Source organism: Rubritalea marina DSM 17716 (assembly GCF_000378105.1).
Classification (GTDB): domain Bacteria; phylum Verrucomicrobiota; class Verrucomicrobiia; order Verrucomicrobiales; family Akkermansiaceae; genus Rubritalea; species Rubritalea marina.
The window spans coordinates 37,505-54,367 of record NZ_KB899251.1; the positions used below are offsets into that span (position 1 = coordinate 37,505).

Below are 16,863 nucleotides of genomic sequence, written 5' to 3' on the forward strand. Positions count from 1 at the left end.
GTGGATCCGATCCTCAACAGGTGGTTAGATAACCGCAATGCCATCATCGTCTGTCTGGCTGCTTGTCTGTTGATGGTGCTCGGGCTGGTGATGTTGGCCTCCACGAGTCTTTGGGTCGAGGAAGGGAAAGAATATTCTCTACTCAAGAAGCAGGCTTTTTTTGCGGTGGTGGGCTGTGGGGCTGCGATGTTCTTCACCTACACTGACTACCGAACATGGCGGCGATTTGCGAAGCCGATCTATGTGCTTGCGATTTTCTTGTTGGCCTTATGTTTTGTTCCGGGTATCGGCAAGGAGGTGAATGGTGAGTCGCGCTGGATCAGCCTAGCTGGACTGACGTTTCAGCCTTCGGAACCTTCAAAAATTGCTCTAGTCATCGCTCTGTCAGCTTGGTTTACCCATTACAAGGCTGAGATCAAAAAGTTCCGTAGGGGATTCCTCATGCCGATGGTGATCACAGGTTTGCTATTGGGTCTCATTTTCTTTGAAAAAGATATGGGAACTTCAGCGTGTTTGGCTGTGGCAGCATTCGCTATGATGTTTGTGGCTGGGGTGCGCACATGGCTCTTGGGCTTGGCAGCGGGGGCAGGTGCCACATTGTTGGGTTTGGTCGTGTATTTTAACCCGAACCGTATGGCACGTATCATGGCGTTCATGGATCCTGATAATGTTGAAGCGCAGCGTGGCGCTTTCTTTCAGCAATGGAGGGCGTTATTGGCTTTTGGTAATGGTGGCGTGAGTGGCCGTGGTTTGGGTAATGGGGCAGAGAAACATGGCTACCTTCCTTTTGCTCACACGGATTTTATCTTTCCAATGGTGGGGGAAGAACTAGGGCTTTGGTTCACGCTGGGTACGGTTTTTTGTTTTCTTATGTTAGCCGTTTTTGGCATAGCAATTGCGGCTCGGAGCTCTGACTTGTTTGGGCGTCTGCTGGCTATCGGGTTGACCTGTAGCATCGTGGTGCCGGCTATGATGAATATTGGCGTGACCACAGCGGTGTTGCCCAATACCGGGCTACCGCTACCATTCGTCAGTTATGGGGGGACCAACCTCGTGTTTACTTGGGCGACGATTGGCTTGCTGGTGAGTGTGCACCGACACACCGAACTTCGCGTGCGACGTGGGGATCGATTGCTCGCGCAGTCTAGAAAGAGTATCCGACTTTGATCGTTCAGATAAAGGCCTAAGGTTCGCCAATCGTGGAGTCGAATCCAGCTAGTTGCTCTGGTTTGACCTTCTTGTAGTTAGCGATTCTGCTGATATCGCGGAAGGTGGTTGGGTGGTACGAACCTACAAAGTCGATGGTCGAATCGGCTTTGATTTTTGATTCCATACCAAGTGACCAATACATGCCGTTGACGAGCATACGGCGGTAGTTGGGGTCGAGAATATCTTGCGAAGCGCCTTGGGTGGAGTGGAATACTCGATTTTTTTTCCCATTGCTCGTATCGTAATGGAAGGTCCAAGCGAAAGGTGTGGGTGGTTTGTCGTGATCCAAAGTGCTTTTTGGATCCATCGAGGTGAGTGGCTGTGAATTGGCCAACACTTCCATTCCTGAACGTATGACGCCACGGTATGCACCAGCGTAGCAGAATCCTTTGTCGTGCACGCCCTTGAGAATCGGGTGTGAGAGTTTGTCGGGCACGAGTTGGATTTGTGTGCCTTGCACGTGATTCTTGCCGTAGTGGCCTTCCCAGGTGTTTCCGAGGTACTGCTGGCCAAAGCCATTTTTGAAATCGTTTCCTTTCCAGCGAAAGCTAAACTTTGAGTAGGTTTTACCAGCTGGGATTTTGAAGGCGTGTGACGAGGTCCTGACGCTCACGATGGGTCCGCCATTATCGAGGTATTTGATGAATGGCTCCATTTGTTTGTCTGGAAGGTCAAGAAACCGCGTGAACAAGAATAGTCCGTCTGCGCTATCCAGTACTTCCATACCAGGAATGTTGGAGGCACCTGGGTAAATGTAGCCGTCTTGATCAACTCCGAAAAGTACGGTGCATTTGAAGCCATGGTGCTTTGCCATGATTCTGGCAAGTGCGGGACAAGTTTCTTCAGCGCGGTATTCGTGATCTGAGGCAATGAATACTAGGTGCTTCCCATTGTCAGCGCTAGGATCTGGTTTGTAAGTGATCTGGGCGTTGACCAGACTAGTCAGAGCAATGCTGGTGAGGATGGAATAGGAAAGATTCATAAAAATGTTATCAATAAGTACGCAGTGTGAGATGTATTCTTTCGTGCTTTGTACTCGTCTATTTACCTGAGTGCTCATCATCGATTGACTATTACCATCCAGCTGATAATGAGATGGGCATGTCTGAACCAGCGATTGCGAGCGCCTCTGAATTGACCGTCCGTTATTCACATCATACCGTGCTCGATGGCGCTTCGTTAGCGATCCAGCCGGGCGACCGTATTGGCCTGGTCGGCCGCAATGGCTCGGGGAAGTCCACGTTTATCAAGATTTGTGCTGGCGTGGAGGTGCCGGATTCGGGGGAGTATGTCACACGCAATGATTTGGTGACTGGGTATTTGCCACAAGAATTCGAACTAGATGATGAAGCTACTGTGCTTGAGGCAACCTTAAGTGGATCAGCGCACGTTATAGACTTAATTCAGCAGTATGAGCAAGGTGACCCAAGCTCGGAACAAGGAGCCGAGCTCTTGGAAGCCATCAACCATTTGGATGGCTGGACGATTGAGAGCAGAGCGCAGGCATTACTAAACAATCTACATGCTCCAGAAGCAGACCGTCTTATTGGGACACTGTCAGGTGGTGAAAAGCGCCGAGTTGCTATGGCTCGGGCTTTGCTTGCAGCGCCAGATTTTTTGATTCTCGATGAGCCCACCAACCATCTAGATACTGGATCCATTGAATGGTTGGAAACCTTTCTTTCTCGTTATGCTGGCACCTGTTTGTTTGTGACGCACGATCGTTATTTCTTGGATAACATAGCGACCCGTATTGTTGAAATGAGTCGCGGAAAGTGTGTGAGTTATGAAGGGAATTATACCGACTACCTGGTGACACGCGCCGAGAGAATGGCACAAGAAGCTGTCAATGAGCACAAGCGTCAGAGGTTTTTAAAGAAGGAGCTAGAGTGGGTGCGCCGTCGTCCATCAGCGCGTAGAACCAAATCGCGTGACCGCATGGATAAGTACTTTGAGGTGGCAGACCAAGAAGCGCCTGAGCAAGAAGTCGATGTCGATTTGATCATCCCACCAGCTGGTAAGCTGCCCAATATTGTCATCGAAGGTAAGGGCCTTACCTGTGAAATTGGTGATCGCACACTCTTCCGTAATTTTGACTTTAAGCTAGAACCGAAAGAGCGGATTGGTGTGGTGGGTCGCAATGGCATGGGGAAGTCAACCTTGCTCAAAGTGCTGCTAGGGATGCAGGAACCCAGTCAAGGCTCAGTGCAGGTAGGGGCGCGTGTGAGTATCAATTACGTTGATCAGAACCGGCTTACCCTCAATGGCGAGAATTCTATCTTTGATGAGGTTGGCGAAGGGCAGGAATACGTGAAGCTGGGGGATGAGAACTTAGGCTTACGAGCCTACCTAAAGCGCTTTTTGTTTGATGATGATCGTATCAATACCAAGATCAATTTGCTTTCAGGCGGCGAGCGCTCCCGTGTTTTATTGGCTAAAATTCTCAAGAAAGGTGGTAATGTATTAGTTCTCGATGAACCAACCAATGACCTGGATTTGAATACTCTGAGGCTTTTGGAAGAGGCTTTGGCTCAGTTTAAAGGTTCAGTCTTGGTCGTCTCTCATGATCGTTATTTTCTCAATCGCGTCTGTACTAGGGTCCTCGCATTTGAAGATGATGGTATGCTCTATCATAACGTTGGGAGTTATGATTACTATTTGGAAAAGAAGGCTGAGCGTGATAAACAACGCGCCAATTATACTAAAATGAGCGAGCAAGTCGTTCCTGCGACAGTGGAGAGCAAGCAAGAGAAATCTTCGGAAAAGCCTCAAAAGCTCAAGTGGAGCGAAGAGCGAGAGCTAGAGACGATTGAAGAGGATATATTAAGGGCAGAAGAGGCTGCTGCGAGCCAGCAAGCGATTATCAACGCTCCTAACTTCTATGCTGAGCATACCCATGATTATCGTGAATATGAGGTGAAACTTGAAGTGCTGGAGGCCAGGGTGTTGGAGCTTTATGAACGTTGGGAAGAGTTGAATGCGATTAAGGCTGCTTGGGACGCTTACCACGCATAAACAAAAAATGCACGGCAGCCTGCTATGCTGTCCGTGCATGATGGGTGTGTGTAAAAGTGCTTATGCTTCCTCGCTTTCGTCGTGCTTGCGCTCACCTAGCTTATCATTGAGGTAGAGTAAACCAGCCACGTCGTCACCAATCATCCTCAGAGTCGTGATGACTTCTTCGACACTTTTTTCTTCTTCGACTTGTTCTGTGAGGAACCATTGGAGGTGGGTTTTAGTAGCATGATCGTTCAGTCGAAATGCTTTTTCGTAGAGAGCATTGATGGAGCGAGTGTTTTCCTGTTCTGTTTCCAAGGAAAATTCAAAAGCTTCTAGTGCGCCAGAAAACTCGGAGCGTGGTTTTTCGATGGCTTCGAGTTCAAGGTGTCCACCACGATCAAGAAGGTAGGTCTGTAGTCTCTCTGCATGCTCCATTTCTTCCTGGTGCTGCATGCGCATCCAATTGGCGAACCCTACGAGGTTTTCTTCTTCGAAGTAGGCAGAGATCGCAAGGTAGTTGTATGCAGCAGTGAGTTCTTGGTTGATCTGGCTGTTGAGGGCGTCTTGTAATTCTTTTTCTAACATGGTGAATGAATTTGATGGTAAGACTAACGCATCTGCACGCTAATTGAAAACTTAAAGTAGGAGATTCGAACTGAGTTTTAGCTCGCTGCACTGTGAAGATTTGTTTTGCGGATGGATGGGCATCTAATTAGTGTGCTTGGTATGAATGCATCGAAAGATAAGCCCATGATTGGAGGTGTGTGTTACACACTCAATAAGAAGCTACTCAGTGAGATCCCCACCTGGGGCTGGCGCTTGATCTTTGTCTGCTCGGTGCTCTTGTACGGCTTTGGAGTGCTACCATACCTACTACTTTGGATCTTCATGCCGAAGGTTAAATGAGCATCCATGACGGCATGGTTGAGGACGCTGTAGAATTGTATGTGGGCCCGAAGGGCTGAAAATGAGATTTTTTTTAAGAAAGATTAAGCATTAGTCGAATAATCCCTGATTTGCTATGGATTGTTACTGTATTCTCCTTGCTCAATTGGCGTGTTGATGTCTTGTAGATGAGTGATTACCAAGGGATTACGCTTCTTTAGGGGTTCTTGTTTTCAGGTGCTTATTTGGAAAAATAATCGGCAATTATGTATTAAAAAAAGTGTGTGGTCAACGTGATCCGTGTGACAAAGGCGTGATTTTTTTGTTTACGATCTGGAACGAGCTGTGCTAACAAGGTGTCGTTATGAATAACAAAATTACATTATCCCTACTCGGTGGTGCACTTGTTTCAGGTTCTGCTTTCGCAGGTGAAGTAGTTGCTCCAGTCGCAGAATGCGACACTCCTTGTTTCGAAGGCAACATCTATGCTGGTTACCACAGCGATTACATCTGGCGTGGTACTAAGCAAGGTCAGCCACTCATCGACGCTGGCGTTGATCTCTCCAAGTCCGCTTGGGGTCTCGACTTCGCAGGTGGCGCATGGCTCGGTTCTTTCAAGGAGCAATCCGGCAAAGATCAGACTCAGGAGCTTGACCTCTACGCTGAAGTTTCTAAGGACTTCGGTTTCGTTAACTTCACCACTGGTTACATCTACTACCAGATCGACACAAACGCTTCTTCTGAAGGTGACGCAAAGGAAGTGTACTTCGCACTTTCCAAGGACCTTGCATACGGTCTCAGCACCAGCCTCACTCATTACTGGAACGTAACTGGTAACCCAGACAAGTTCGACAACAACGGTTACTCCGAGCTTTCAGCTTCCAAGTCCGATCTCTTCCTTGAGAATCTCGGTCTCGGTGTTGACTTCGGTTTCCTTACCGAAGGTTGGGAAGCACATCACGTAACAACCACACTCGGTTACGACTACGCAATTTCAGAGAACGCAACTCTTTCTCCGTACCTTGCATACACATTCGAACTTGACGCTGGCGACACAACATTCTCCGTTAGCGATCAGGAGCAAAACCGTTTCCACGGTGGTGTAGCACTTTCAGTTAGCTTCTAATTTTTAGAACTAATACGATAGTATTTTACGAAACGGCCAGGGCATCATGCTCTGGTCGTTTTTTTGTTTCTAGTAATCGATCACTAGAGACAAAAAAACCACTCACACAGATGCGAGTGGATGGGTGGGGTTACGAGGAGCTGACTACAGTTCTAGTAATTCTTGAAACTCATCGAAGTCCGTGGTGTCGAGGTGAGCGACTACTGATATTGGAGTGAGGATGTCGTCCAGGTCATTTTCACTCAGGGCAGTGGGGGGGATAGTTTGGCCCACATCTTTTGTGACTATGTTGGTAGGATTGGCATGCTGCGGATCTGCTCCAATAAATACCACGCCTAGTGTGAGTGCGATTGCTGCAGTGGCGGTAGCGAGTTGTGGGAGCTTGAAGGCTTTCCACCATGGTTCATGAGCGGGCAAATTACGTACCTCGCGCATCACATTGTGGCTGAAATGTGCATCTGGCTTCTGTTCTGAAGCATTGGAGAGCACATCCCAGAGTGGGTCTTTTTCGTTCTGAGCCTTCATTGGATTGTTCTTGGGGAGCGAAATGAATCGCAGGTTCTCTATATCAAACTCTGCACGATCTGAAAAGTTGCAAAGTTTTTGCTAAGGAATCAAACGCCGCGTTTGGAGCCCCAAAGTTGGATGTGGAGGCGATCCGAATAGCGGAATCCGTGGTCGCGGCAATAATCGGCCAGCCAGAGGCGTTTTTGCTGGAGTGTTTGATCATCCCTGCCTTCAGGCATGAGAAGGACTTTGTCATGCGGGATGTGGTACTGTTGGACTAGGGCGAGGACCTCTTGGAGGTCTGATGTCTCGCTGATAACGAACTTGAACCAAGTACGGTCTTGCCCGGCATAATAAGCCATGGCTTCGGGTTTGTCGCGGAGTCCTAGGGCGTTCCCAGAGTTTTCCAGCTTTGGTGAAACATTAAATTGGTCGATGAGTGAGGCAAATGCTTGTTGCGGGACTTGGGTGCCATTGGTCTCTACTTCAAAGCGATATTGGGTGTCTACAGCGCGCAGCTTCTGGATGAGGTCGATCCAGGCGTCTTGCTGCAGTAGGGGCTCGCCGCCGGTCAGGATAATGTTGCGACATGGAAATTGGGCGACCAGCGAGGCGACTTCACTCGTAGCAATTTCAGTGAGGAAGTCTTGTTTATCAAACTTTTGGTAAGCTGGATCGGAATCGTGTTCATGGGGCCAAGGGGTGCCTTTCCAATTCCAAGTGTAGTCAGTGTCGCACCATTTACAATGTAGGTTGCACAATGAGGCTCGAATAAAGATGGAGGGAACACCCATGCTAACGCCCTCTCCCTGGATGGTGTGGAAAATTTCTGGTTCACCATTCAGAACCGCGAGTTTGATTGTCTTTTCTGACATGGTGGAAAATGTGATGGTGTTAATGTTGAGCCACCCATTCAAGCAAGTCGTGATGCTTGTCTTGTCGGTACAGGTGGGTATTCAAGCCAAACTTTTTGCCTGCTTCGATATTTTCTGGGAGGTCATCGATGTAATAGGTGTCACTCGGGTCGATATCGAATTGTTCAATGCTTGAGGTGTAGAAGGCGTCATTGGGTTTGATGGCACCAAGTTCGTGGGAGAATGCGGCATGCTCGAATAGAGAAAAGTCGGGATAGGTTTCTAGGCAATACGGTGCGTGGATTGCATTAGTGTTGGAAAAAAGAATGAGTCGGTGCCCTTTGTGGTGAAGCTCACGGGCGAGCTCCCAAGACCCTTCGATGGGGGTGAAAATGCTGGTCCATGCTCGTTTGAACTCATCATGGCTACCCTGAAAATCGAGTAGTTCTGATGCCCAATCGATGTAGTCTGGCACTTCGATTTTACCCGCTTCAAAGTGGTCTTTTTTAGCAATAATTTGAGCTAGGGCATTTGCTTTTGGCTTTGCTCCGATCAGGCTGCTGAGGGCGGGCTGGAAATCAAAGGCTAGTAGGACGTTGCCAATATCAAATAGGTAGGTGCTCATGGTTGCTGCTTCAGCTGTTCTAGAGCGAAGTCTGCAGCAGTTCTGGCCCCGCAAGCAAGCGAGGATTTTGCCAAGTTCTCTTTCATCTCTCGCCAGAGCGATGCGTCATTCTCAGTGATCTTGGCGATGGCACGTTTGACTTGCTTCGACGATTCGGTGAGTTGGCCTGCACCGATTTCTTTAAGCAGGGTGAGATTGCCTTCCTCTTGGCCCGGGACGAGGTGGTGAATCAGCATGGGTGTCTGAGCAGCAATCGCTTCATGCACGGTGGCTCCACCCGCTTTACCTATCACGAGGTGATGGTTGGTGAGGAGTTCTGGGACACTGCGAGTCCATCCTTTAATTTCCACGCGGTCTGGGAATTCGAGTTGAATCTCACGGGCTTTTTCATAGAGCTTTCGTACGTTGCGGCCGAGCACCACGGTGACTTTTGTCTGGCAGTGTGGGTTTTTGAGGATTGCGCGCATGATGCGACGTACGATGGGTTTTTTTGAAGTGGGGAAGTAGAGAACTCGAAATGGCTCGCAAGGATCAGTAGATGGCACGGGGCTCAGTGTCTCGAATCGTGGGTGCACCGGGAAGCCAGTCACGACCAATTTTTCCGCAGCTATCCCGTGCTTGATCAATTTTTGGCGTGTGAGTGTGTCGGTGACGAACCAGAAGTCTGTAGGAGCTTTGGTCCATGAGCTGTTGATCTCGATGGAGTCGGTGATCACCGTGATGACGGGAACCCTACGAGCGCCTCGATGAAATGAGCGATGGATAAAGTAGGGATAGAGCGGGTAGGTGCTCAAAATCATTTCTGGCTCGAAGCTCAGTAGAGATTCGTGAAGTGCCAGTTCTGGGTGACGCATCAAGGGCAGGCGTTCTTTGGAGAAGTCCCTGTGGTCGGTAGTCTTGTAGATTTTCGACCAAGTCTTTGGGGCGTGGGTGGTGATGAACCGGTACAAGTCACGCAGCTTTTGATTGACCCACGGAGCTCCGAGCTCGCAAGGGTCGATGATTTCGACCTCAGCTCTGCCATCGAGTGCGGCGGCGATATGATTGGCCGCGCTGTTGTGTCCTTCGCCAAACCCTGCGGTGGTGATGATAATTCTTGGGAGCTTGGTGATGGTGGCTGGTTCACTCATGAGGGTGTGATCATTAGCAGATTCTATAGATCGCGGCGACTGTAGAGATGGAACTTGTGAATCATTTGTCACGAATCGTTATGGATTTGTCTAGTCAGACCGTGTGATCCTCATTAAATCTAGCTGTGATGCGAGATGAGGACTCCAACGAGGTGAAGGAATACCCAATGCCCAATTCTAGAGAGCTAGAGCATGGCCTTGAGAGCAAGAAGCGCCCGATTGAGGGTGATGTTCTGAATCAACCTAAATCATCAGAGGCTCTGGCCTCAGCCGAAATTGAAGTTAATTTTGAGAAGGCACCGAGTAATGACACATTTTGGACCGGCGACCCAGAGGACGGGTGGGGTGAGCTAGAGGAAAATACGCCCGGGCGTAGAGCCTTGATGATTTTACTAGGTGTCTTGGTGTTGGCGTTTGTTTCGGGTGCGGTGTGGTCTTTGGTGAAAATTCGTTCCAATGCTGGGCAGAGTGAAGTCGTAGCAATGACTGGCACACAGGAGATGAGGAGTGAATTGAGACTCAGAGAGGAAGCGGTAGAAAGGTACCTGTCGTCTGAAAGCGTTGAGGAACGCGCACTCTATGTGAGAGATGTCGGGCGCGTCTTGCCACTCATGCGTGAGTACTATCAGTTGAGGCCGGTGATACCGGAGGTCTTATCGAATCGTTTTGTCTTCTATAAGGCTGAGAGTCTTGGTGAGAAGATGTGGCTCGCCAAAATCGATGGCCGTGGATACCTCTACATTGAGAAGCAAGACAATGGGGAGTATCTTGTAGATTGGGAAGCAGATGTGGCATATCAAGTAAATGATTGGGGGCGATTCATTGCGAACAAGACGAGTCAAGCGGTCGAGTTTCGTGTGAATGTGGAGTATGCTCAACTCAATGGGGTGCATGCTTTTGAGTTCAGCAAGTACAATACATACCGTTGTTTTCGAATCACGGTCCCTGGTGAGGAGCAATACCTTTGGGGGTATACCAAGATTGGCACTGCTACTGATAGGTCGTTGATCTCATATTGTTCTCTAGCAAAAGGAAAAGAAGTTTCGATGCCGGTGATTTTAGATCTACGTTATCCAGAGAATAGTATATCAGCTCGTTATGTTCACATAGATCGTTTGGTGATGCGTGGTTGGTCTAAGTGATTGCTGCAGGCTGTGAAATCCTCGCATTGAACCTTGAATTGCCAACAAAGTAGTTTAGTTTCCCCTGAGAAATTATAATAAGATCGAATATGTCAGGATCCTTTTCATTGATGAAATCAATATGCGCTGCTGTCGCGATGTGCGCAGCTTCTATTCAGGCGGCAGAGATGCCAGAATTACTAGCTTCATGTTTTTCGGATGATAAGCCGATTCCTGCTGAAGTCGTCGCTGTCATCCCGCCACCAGCCTTTGAGGAGTTTGTGCAGAAGCTCAGCGCGGTATCCCAGAAAGATCCGGAGTGGTTTGCGGAGCACATGAAGAAGACTCCGGGCAGCCCAATGCCCGCCTACGATCCTAAGTTGGAGATGACTCAGGAAGAATATGATGCTTATGCCAAGTTGTGGGACAGCCGCGAGGCGAAAAAGATTGAAAACACGACCTTGTTGGTACGTGAGATCCGTCCCGGTAAATGGCAAATTAGCGGCACAGGGGTCGTTTCATTGCTTTCATTGGTCGTATTTGATGCAGAAACTGAACAGTTCATTTCCCCTAATGGCGCGATGGAGCGTATCGGTGATATCGACGCTCCCAAGCGTAGCTTGCTTGGCGAGTGGAAAGGTTATGAGTGGAGATTCCAATCGGAAAATTCTCTCACGAAGATGAAGGAAAATATGGCCTTTGGCACCACGACTGATGGAAAGTACCACCTGTTGATTTACCGATTACAGGAAGTGACTTCTCGTGGTAAGCCTCTGCTTGACGATAGCATGGTGATCCGCTTTGCAGCTAGCCAGAAGGCTAAGAAGAAATAATCAGCTTTGCCGTATCCCTGTAAGCAACAGAAAGGAAGGAGCAAAAGGCGTCGTATCATCGTGCGCCTTTTTTGTTCTTTTTTTGTGTGTGCTGGCTTGCTGTTTACGACTCTGAGTTGCATTTGCAATAGCTCATGGATGAAAGCTCATGTGACCCGGGTGCTTTCGCAAGTGATACCTGGTGAGTGGCAGGTGCACGCAATGTATTTAGACTGGCGTGGCCGTGTGCACTTGGTGGGTATTCAGCACCCCGATCTTTCGATTGGCAAAACGACCGTAACGTTGAATTGGTCGAGCCTCAGCGATGGGATGCTTAAGCCCAGACAAGTGGCATTTTATGACCTGATCGGTGATGTGGACCTCGCTAAATTTCGGAGGAGAGAGATACCTTCTCATGCGGTACCTCCTATTGCAAAGTTAGCCTCTAAGCAACGTAGTACCCTTGGTAATCAGGGGCAACCCATACAGGCAGCCCCTGAGCCTCGACCAGTACCAAGCAAGCCTCAGGCTCCAAGTCTGGCTGCTAGCGATTCTCTGGCCGCAGATGAGCAATTGATACAGCGCCACGCGTTGAGTGTCACTGCGAGTACCCCCACGATGCTTGAAGCGGCAGATGAGCTCGAGAAACTCGATGATGAGATGGTGCTTCGTTTTGAACAAGCTGACCTCGAAGTGAGTTGGGATGGCAAGCAATTGGCTCAGCTGCTGGGAGTGCAGGCCTTGATTCCGATCTCTGGGGCTGATGTTCGTGGGTTTATTCGTTGGGATGGGCTCAGATTGTTCAATCAGCCGATCATGGGAGAGAGCGCATTGAATCTTCATAAATCGCATGCCAGATTGACTGTGGAAGAGCCCGAGGTGGAGATAATGGGGATGCATATCGACCCCCAGATCGGAATTATCAATACGAACTTGGGGCTCGTTTACATGCTTGATGTGCAATTGCCTGAGCAACCATTCAAACCGCTTAAGATAGATGCTGGAGCCTGGAGTGTCAGCGGGCAGGCGGAGTCTGTGGGTGGACGCTTTCAGGCGATTGGGCCCATCTTTAGGCCACTAGAATGGCGCGCTAAAATGCATCTTATTTCCTCTGGTGTCGAGGGCATAGAATCGCACAACAAGTTGCCAGTCAGGTTTGATCTGTTTCAGGCATCGGCGCAGGTACACCGAGGAGAGGTGTTGGTGCCCGAGCTGGCGCTGCTCGGTGAGCAATTTTCATTCCGTGGCAATGGTCGATGTCGGATGAATGGTCGCGGTTATGGAGTGCTGAGGGTCATGGCGCCAGAGCAGCAATCTTTTTGGTTGAATGATCTATGGCAGACGTATTGTGAGATCACTCAGACTCAGTATCATGGAATGCAAGCCCTCGGTACGGGAGACCTGAATTACGCAGACATCAAGGTAGATGGTTTCCTCTGGGAACCATACATCAATGTCGCTTCATCCGATGAATGGCATCCGGTGAAGCGAGTGTTGATTGAGATGTTACGACAGCGTTAGCCGTGCTTATCAATTTCTAGAGCGCAGTCGATCAATGCTAGATGACAATACGCTTGCGGGAAATTTCCGAGGTGGCGTTTGGTTTCGAAGTCTAAGTCTTCGCCATAGAGGCCGTGGGGGTTGGCGTAGCTGAGCAGTTCATCGAAGCGCCTTTTGGCCTCTTCTCGCATACCACATTTTGCCAGAGCTTTTACCATCCAAAAAGAACAGACTGAGAAGGCGCTCGTGGGCTCACCAAAGTCATCGGTGTTGATGTAGCGGAACAGCAAACCGTTTTTACATAGTTGTTCATTACTTGCCTTCACCGTCGAGATGAAGCGAGGGTTCTTGTGGTCGATAAAGCCGTATTCGGCCATCAACAGGTTCGAGGCATCCAGGTGGTCGCATCCGTAGGTTTGGCTAAACGCGCCTATCTTATCATTCCAGCCACGCTCGTAGACGTCGTCGTGAATTGCATCGCGTAGTGCCAGTTGTTGGTCGGCCCACTCAAATTTTCCGATGATGCGAGCGAATTTGATCGCTCGATCAACAGCCACCCAACAGAGGACTTTTGAGAAGACAAAGTGTTTTCCTTCCCCTCGGATTTCCCAAATCCCGCGGTCTGGATCGCGCCAGTGTTCTTCTACTGATTTGACGATGGAACGCACCTGGGTCCAGCGTCGGTCTAGAGCTTCTGGGGTGGGGGTGTTGGTTGGCACACCACGCGATTCTAGATCGCGGTAGATCAAGTCCATCAAAATCCCGTAAATATCGTGCTGCTTTTGTTTGTAGGCTGCATTACCAATACGCACTGGGGCTGATCCTAGGTAGCCGCTCAGGTGTTCGAGTGTTTCTTCAGTGAGCTGTTTTTCACCGCGTATTCCATACATGATTTGGAGGTTGTCGTCCTTGGTGGGCGCGGTGTGGATGAGCCAATTGATGAAGCGCTTGGCCATGCGTTTGTGTCCGATTTGGTGGAGCACATCAATGGTCATGGAGCCGTCTCGAACCCAACAGAATCGATAATCCCAATTTCTAACTTCACCAATGGTTTCGGGCAAGGAGGTCGTGGCTGCAGCGAGTACCGCTCCGGTCGGAGAAAACTGGAGAAGTTTCAAGGTGATGGCACTGCGGAGGACCTCATCACGGTACTTCAAGGAATAATGGGTACGCGCGGTCCATTGGAGCCAGTAGGCGTGGGTTGCTTGCAGGAGTAGCTCAGCAATCTCTTGGTCAGGTTCTACAATTTTGTCGTGATAGCTGAGAATGAAAAACTTTGGTTCCTCGAGTGTGAATGCGCCGCCATCCAGAATCACATCGTGTGGAACATTCGTGTAGAGGTAGCAGGATTCATACATGCGGGCACCCGTGGCGTCTTGTCCTATACTGGTGCTCTTGATGGAATTGTTGAGGTAGGATTCAGAATGAGTGGGAAAGCGCGCATACTCGAGTTTCGGGTCGTAATTGATGTTCACCTTTGGGGATCCGTCGAGTGGTCTGATGATGCGTACGATGTCACTAGCGGCATCATCGCGATTCGCATATTCAGTTTCATGGCATTGCTTTGGCATGAAATCAATGACTTCAAAGCTACCGTCTGGGCCTTCAAAGGTGGTTTTAAAAATAGCTGTTTTGTTTACGTATGCTTGTTTTTTGACATTGCCCTGCACTTGGCTCAACCCGAAGGTGCCGCCACGTTCCTCATCGAGGATCTTTGCGAATACTGTGCCTGAGTCGAAGTCCGGCAAACAGCAAAAGACAATGCTGGAGTCGTCATCGATGAGTGCGCAGCTTCGGCCATTGCCAATAATTGCATGGTTATAGTTGTCGTCGCTCATATTCTGGTGCTTCTGGTGTTGATTGGCTCTCGGTTAAGGTGTTGGTGCTCGTCTGCTAGTTTGTGTAAAAATTGTGCGAGTAATGGAATGGTTGACCTAAATTCTGCAGCTGTATCACCTGAGCCGATTTTGACGCTTTGGAGGGAAGTTCCTCGTGGTGCTTGGATTTCAAACATCGCTTCATCAGTGACGTCATCACCAAAGCAGATGGCAAGCTGAGGCCTTTGTTGCTCGAGGTGCTTGAGTACTGCGTATCCTTTGTTGATGTTTTGATGGCTAACTTCGACAATTTTTTGCCCATGCTGGACTTTGATCGGGAGCGACTCAGCGAGCTTTTCGAGGTGTGACTTCAGCACCTTAGCCTGCCACTCACCAAATTCAGGATCGACCTGACGGTAGTGCCACACCACCGAGTATTTTTTCTCTTCGACCTCTGATCCGGGTGTTCCGAGACAGGTGTCGTTGAGGCATTCAATAACTGGAGTTTTCCAATCATCGGTTTCTGAAGTTGCTGAGTGATTGAGCCAGTGTGGGCTATTGGCGTGTTTGCTAGCGGCCCCGTGTTCGGCGACGAGGTTCACCGGCAGGTGGGCAAAGTGCTGATTAAGAAATGACTGGGCGCGCCCACTCACAATGGTCACGTCGATCTGTGGATTGGCTGTGATTGCTTGAAGGTCGGCCAACAATTGTAAGGAAGGCGTCGCATCTTCGGGGCGGTTCGTAAAGGCTCTCAAGGTGCCATCGTAATCGAGGAATAAGTTGAGGTGCTGCTTCTCCGATAGAGTGTCTTTGCAGGCCTTAAGCAAGCGCTTCAATTCATTGATTTTGTCGTTCTGAGGTTTGCCCGTGGTGGCTTTGAGTTCCTTGATGTAGCGATTTGCCCAGTTGCGGGCGTCGTTATACTCTAAGCGCGCCAGCAATTCGTCGTTACGCACTTCAATCTCCGCACGAGGCATCGTGAGTGCTTCGACCATGGCGTCCGCTACGGCGGTGGTGTCGAAGGGGTTCACCAACAAGGCATTGGGCATTTCCTCGGCAGCACCTGCAAATTCACTTAGTACAAGAACTCCAGGACGAGCCAGGTGGCAGGGGCTTTTGCAGGCAATGAATTCTTTTGCCACCAGATTCATGCCATCGATGATCGGTGTCACCAAGCAAACGGCAGCTTCGGCGTAGTACGCCGCGAGTTCCTCGACTTCGAAGGAGCCGTGGATCATCTGAATCGGTTGGTAGCCAGAGCGACCGAATTCTTGGTTGATGTCACCAATTTCATTTTTCACCTGTTTGGTGAGTAAATCGTAGTGTTTCAGGCCGAGGCGCGATGGCACTGCGATGAGGACGAAGCTCACTTGCTCTGTGTGCTCCGGATGATGGGTAAGAAAGTGTCTAATCGCTTTGAGCTTTTCTGGAAAACCTTTGGTGTAATCTAGGCGCTCGACGCTGAGGATGATTTTCTTGTCTGCATATTCATGCTGGATGTGCTGGCGCATTTCCAAGTATTTTGGCTCGTCGCAGGATTTTTCAAAGTTGACGTGATCGTGGCCAATTGGGAAGACACCGAGCTTGACCGTTCGGTTGCGGAAGCGCACTTCACCGTGATCTGCGTGGTGGCCGGTGAGGCGTAGTACGGCGGATTGGAAGTGGCGTAAGTAGCCGAAGGTGTGGAAGCCAATCAAGTCACACCCGAGTAGACCTTTGAGGATGCTTTCGCGTTCAGGCAATGCTCTAAAGACCTCGCTTGAGGGGAATGGAGTGTGAAGGAAAAAGCCGATTTGTAAGTCCGGGCGGAGTGCTCTAAGCATCGAGGGCACCAGCATGAGATGGTAGTCATGAATCCACACACAGGCTCCTTCGTCTGCGATTTCGGCAATGCGATTCGCAAATTGCTGGTTCACTGACTTGTAGTGCACATCCCACTCGGGGTCGTGCTCGCAAATTTCGCACATGTAGTGCAGCAAGGGCCAGAGGCAAGAATTGGAAAACCCATTGTAGTAGCCATCGAATTCTAGCTTGCTGAGGTAGATTGCCTCAATGCGTTGCGACTGGAAATACGCGTGTTGCTTTTCACGCAATTGACGGCTTTGAGGCGCCTGAGCAGTTCCGACCCAGGTGGTGGTGTCGTTGTCGATGACTCCATTGAGTGCAGAGACCAAGCCGCCTGCACAGGGTTGGAATTCGCCAGAGGCGTCCAGCTTGAATGGCAACCTATTGGATGCGATGATGAAGGAGGTCATGTAAGGGAGTACGGGGAGAGGG

15 protein-coding genes are annotated in these 16,863 nt (G+C 49.6%); 7 read left to right on the top strand and 8 right to left on the bottom strand.

Features of this window, described 5'->3' with window-relative positions; all coding sequences use genetic code 11:
- Window positions 1–1,167: a putative lipid II flippase FtsW gene (ftsW, locus tag F454_RS14215; RefSeq protein WP_018969516.1), complete on the top strand. Its 1,167-nt coding sequence runs from the start codon at window positions 1–3 to the stop codon at window positions 1,165–1,167.
- A 16-nt stretch (window positions 1,168–1,183) separates the two neighbouring features.
- On the opposite strand, the gene F454_RS0104915 is transcribed toward ftsW, so the two are convergent.
- The gene (locus tag F454_RS0104915) at window positions 1,184–2,191 is read right to left on the bottom strand and encodes a type 1 glutamine amidotransferase family protein (protein ID WP_018969517.1); all 1,008 of its coding nucleotides are present in this window, start codon (window positions 2,189–2,191) and stop codon (window positions 1,184–1,186) included.
- Window positions 2,192–2,310: 119 nt separating this feature from the next.
- Here F454_RS0104915 and F454_RS0104920 point away from each other — a divergent pair, with 119 nt between their 5' ends.
- Entirely contained in the window at window positions 2,311–4,224 is a 1,914-nt protein-coding gene (locus F454_RS0104920) for an ABC-F family ATP-binding cassette domain-containing protein (RefSeq protein WP_156817142.1), read from the top strand.
- A 60-nt stretch (window positions 4,225–4,284) separates the two neighbouring features.
- On the opposite strand, the gene F454_RS0104925 is transcribed toward F454_RS0104920, so the two are convergent.
- The gene (locus F454_RS0104925; protein WP_018969519.1) at window positions 4,285–4,794 is read right to left on the bottom strand and encodes a ferritin; all 510 of its coding nucleotides are present in this window, start codon (window positions 4,792–4,794) and stop codon (window positions 4,285–4,287) included.
- A gap of 141 nt (window positions 4,795–4,935) precedes the next feature.
- Here F454_RS0104925 and F454_RS0104930 point away from each other — a divergent pair, with 141 nt between their 5' ends.
- Entirely contained in the window at window positions 4,936–5,115 is a 180-nt protein-coding gene (locus F454_RS0104930) for a PspC domain-containing protein (RefSeq protein WP_169334327.1), read from the top strand.
- Window positions 5,116–5,458: 343 nt separating this feature from the next.
- Entirely contained in the window at window positions 5,459–6,220 is a 762-nt protein-coding gene (locus F454_RS0104935; RefSeq protein WP_018969521.1) for a TorF family putative porin, read from the top strand.
- A gap of 144 nt (window positions 6,221–6,364) precedes the next feature.
- On the opposite strand, the gene F454_RS0104940 is transcribed toward F454_RS0104935, so the two are convergent.
- The 4 genes from F454_RS0104940 to F454_RS0104955 all read right to left on the bottom strand — a co-directional run bounded on the left by F454_RS0104940 (window position 6,365) and on the right by F454_RS0104955 (window position 9,336).
- Complete coding sequence (locus F454_RS0104940) at window positions 6,365–6,745, bottom strand: hypothetical protein (protein WP_018969522.1); 381 nt, start codon at window positions 6,743–6,745, stop codon at window positions 6,365–6,367.
- Between the two features lie 89 nt (window positions 6,746–6,834).
- Entirely contained in the window at window positions 6,835–7,602 is a 768-nt protein-coding gene (locus tag F454_RS0104945) for a 7-carboxy-7-deazaguanine synthase QueE (RefSeq protein WP_051083286.1), read from the bottom strand.
- A gap of 19 nt (window positions 7,603–7,621) precedes the next feature.
- Window positions 7,622–8,206, bottom strand: a complete 585-nt coding sequence (locus F454_RS0104950; protein WP_018969524.1) for an HAD family hydrolase — start codon at window positions 8,204–8,206, stop codon at window positions 7,622–7,624.
- Window positions 8,203–9,336 carry an MGDG synthase family glycosyltransferase gene (locus tag F454_RS0104955; protein WP_018969525.1) on the bottom strand — a complete coding sequence of 378 codons (1,134 nt, stop codon included), beginning with the start codon at window positions 9,334–9,336 and terminating at the stop codon, window positions 8,203–8,205. The genes F454_RS0104950 and F454_RS0104955 overlap by 4 nt, the downstream gene beginning before the upstream one ends.
- 128 nt (window positions 9,337–9,464) lie before the next feature.
- Here F454_RS0104955 and F454_RS0104960 point away from each other — a divergent pair, with 128 nt between their 5' ends.
- The 3 genes from F454_RS0104960 (at window position 9,465) to F454_RS0104970 (ending at window position 12,790) form a co-directional block, all read left to right on the top strand.
- Window positions 9,465–10,478 (top strand): hypothetical protein, encoded by a 1,014-nt coding sequence (locus F454_RS0104960; RefSeq protein ID WP_018969526.1) that lies wholly within the window; start codon window positions 9,465–9,467, stop codon window positions 10,476–10,478.
- A 110-nt stretch (window positions 10,479–10,588) separates the two neighbouring features.
- A complete protein-coding gene (locus F454_RS14220; protein ID WP_156817143.1) occupies window positions 10,589–11,290 on the top strand; it encodes a hypothetical protein in 702 nt (233 codons plus the stop codon).
- Window positions 11,291–11,428: 138 nt separating this feature from the next.
- Window positions 11,429–12,790 carry a hypothetical protein gene (locus F454_RS0104970; RefSeq protein WP_018969528.1) on the top strand — a complete coding sequence of 454 codons (1,362 nt, stop codon included), beginning with the start codon at window positions 11,429–11,431 and terminating at the stop codon, window positions 12,788–12,790.
- Here the strand turns inward: F454_RS0104970 and F454_RS0104975 are convergent.
- Both F454_RS0104975 and F454_RS14225 read right to left on the bottom strand, forming a co-directional pair.
- The gene (locus tag F454_RS0104975) at window positions 12,787–14,607 is read right to left on the bottom strand and encodes a glycoside hydrolase family 15 protein (protein WP_018969529.1); all 1,821 of its coding nucleotides are present in this window, start codon (window positions 14,605–14,607) and stop codon (window positions 12,787–12,789) included. The two genes, F454_RS0104970 and F454_RS0104975, sit on opposite strands and share 4 nt — an antisense overlap.
- Window positions 14,604–16,841, bottom strand: a complete 2,238-nt coding sequence (locus F454_RS14225; RefSeq protein WP_018969530.1) for a bifunctional alpha,alpha-trehalose-phosphate synthase (UDP-forming)/trehalose-phosphatase — start codon at window positions 16,839–16,841, stop codon at window positions 14,604–14,606. The genes F454_RS0104975 and F454_RS14225 overlap by 4 nt, the downstream gene beginning before the upstream one ends.
- Window positions 16,842–16,863 lie beyond the last annotated feature (22 nt).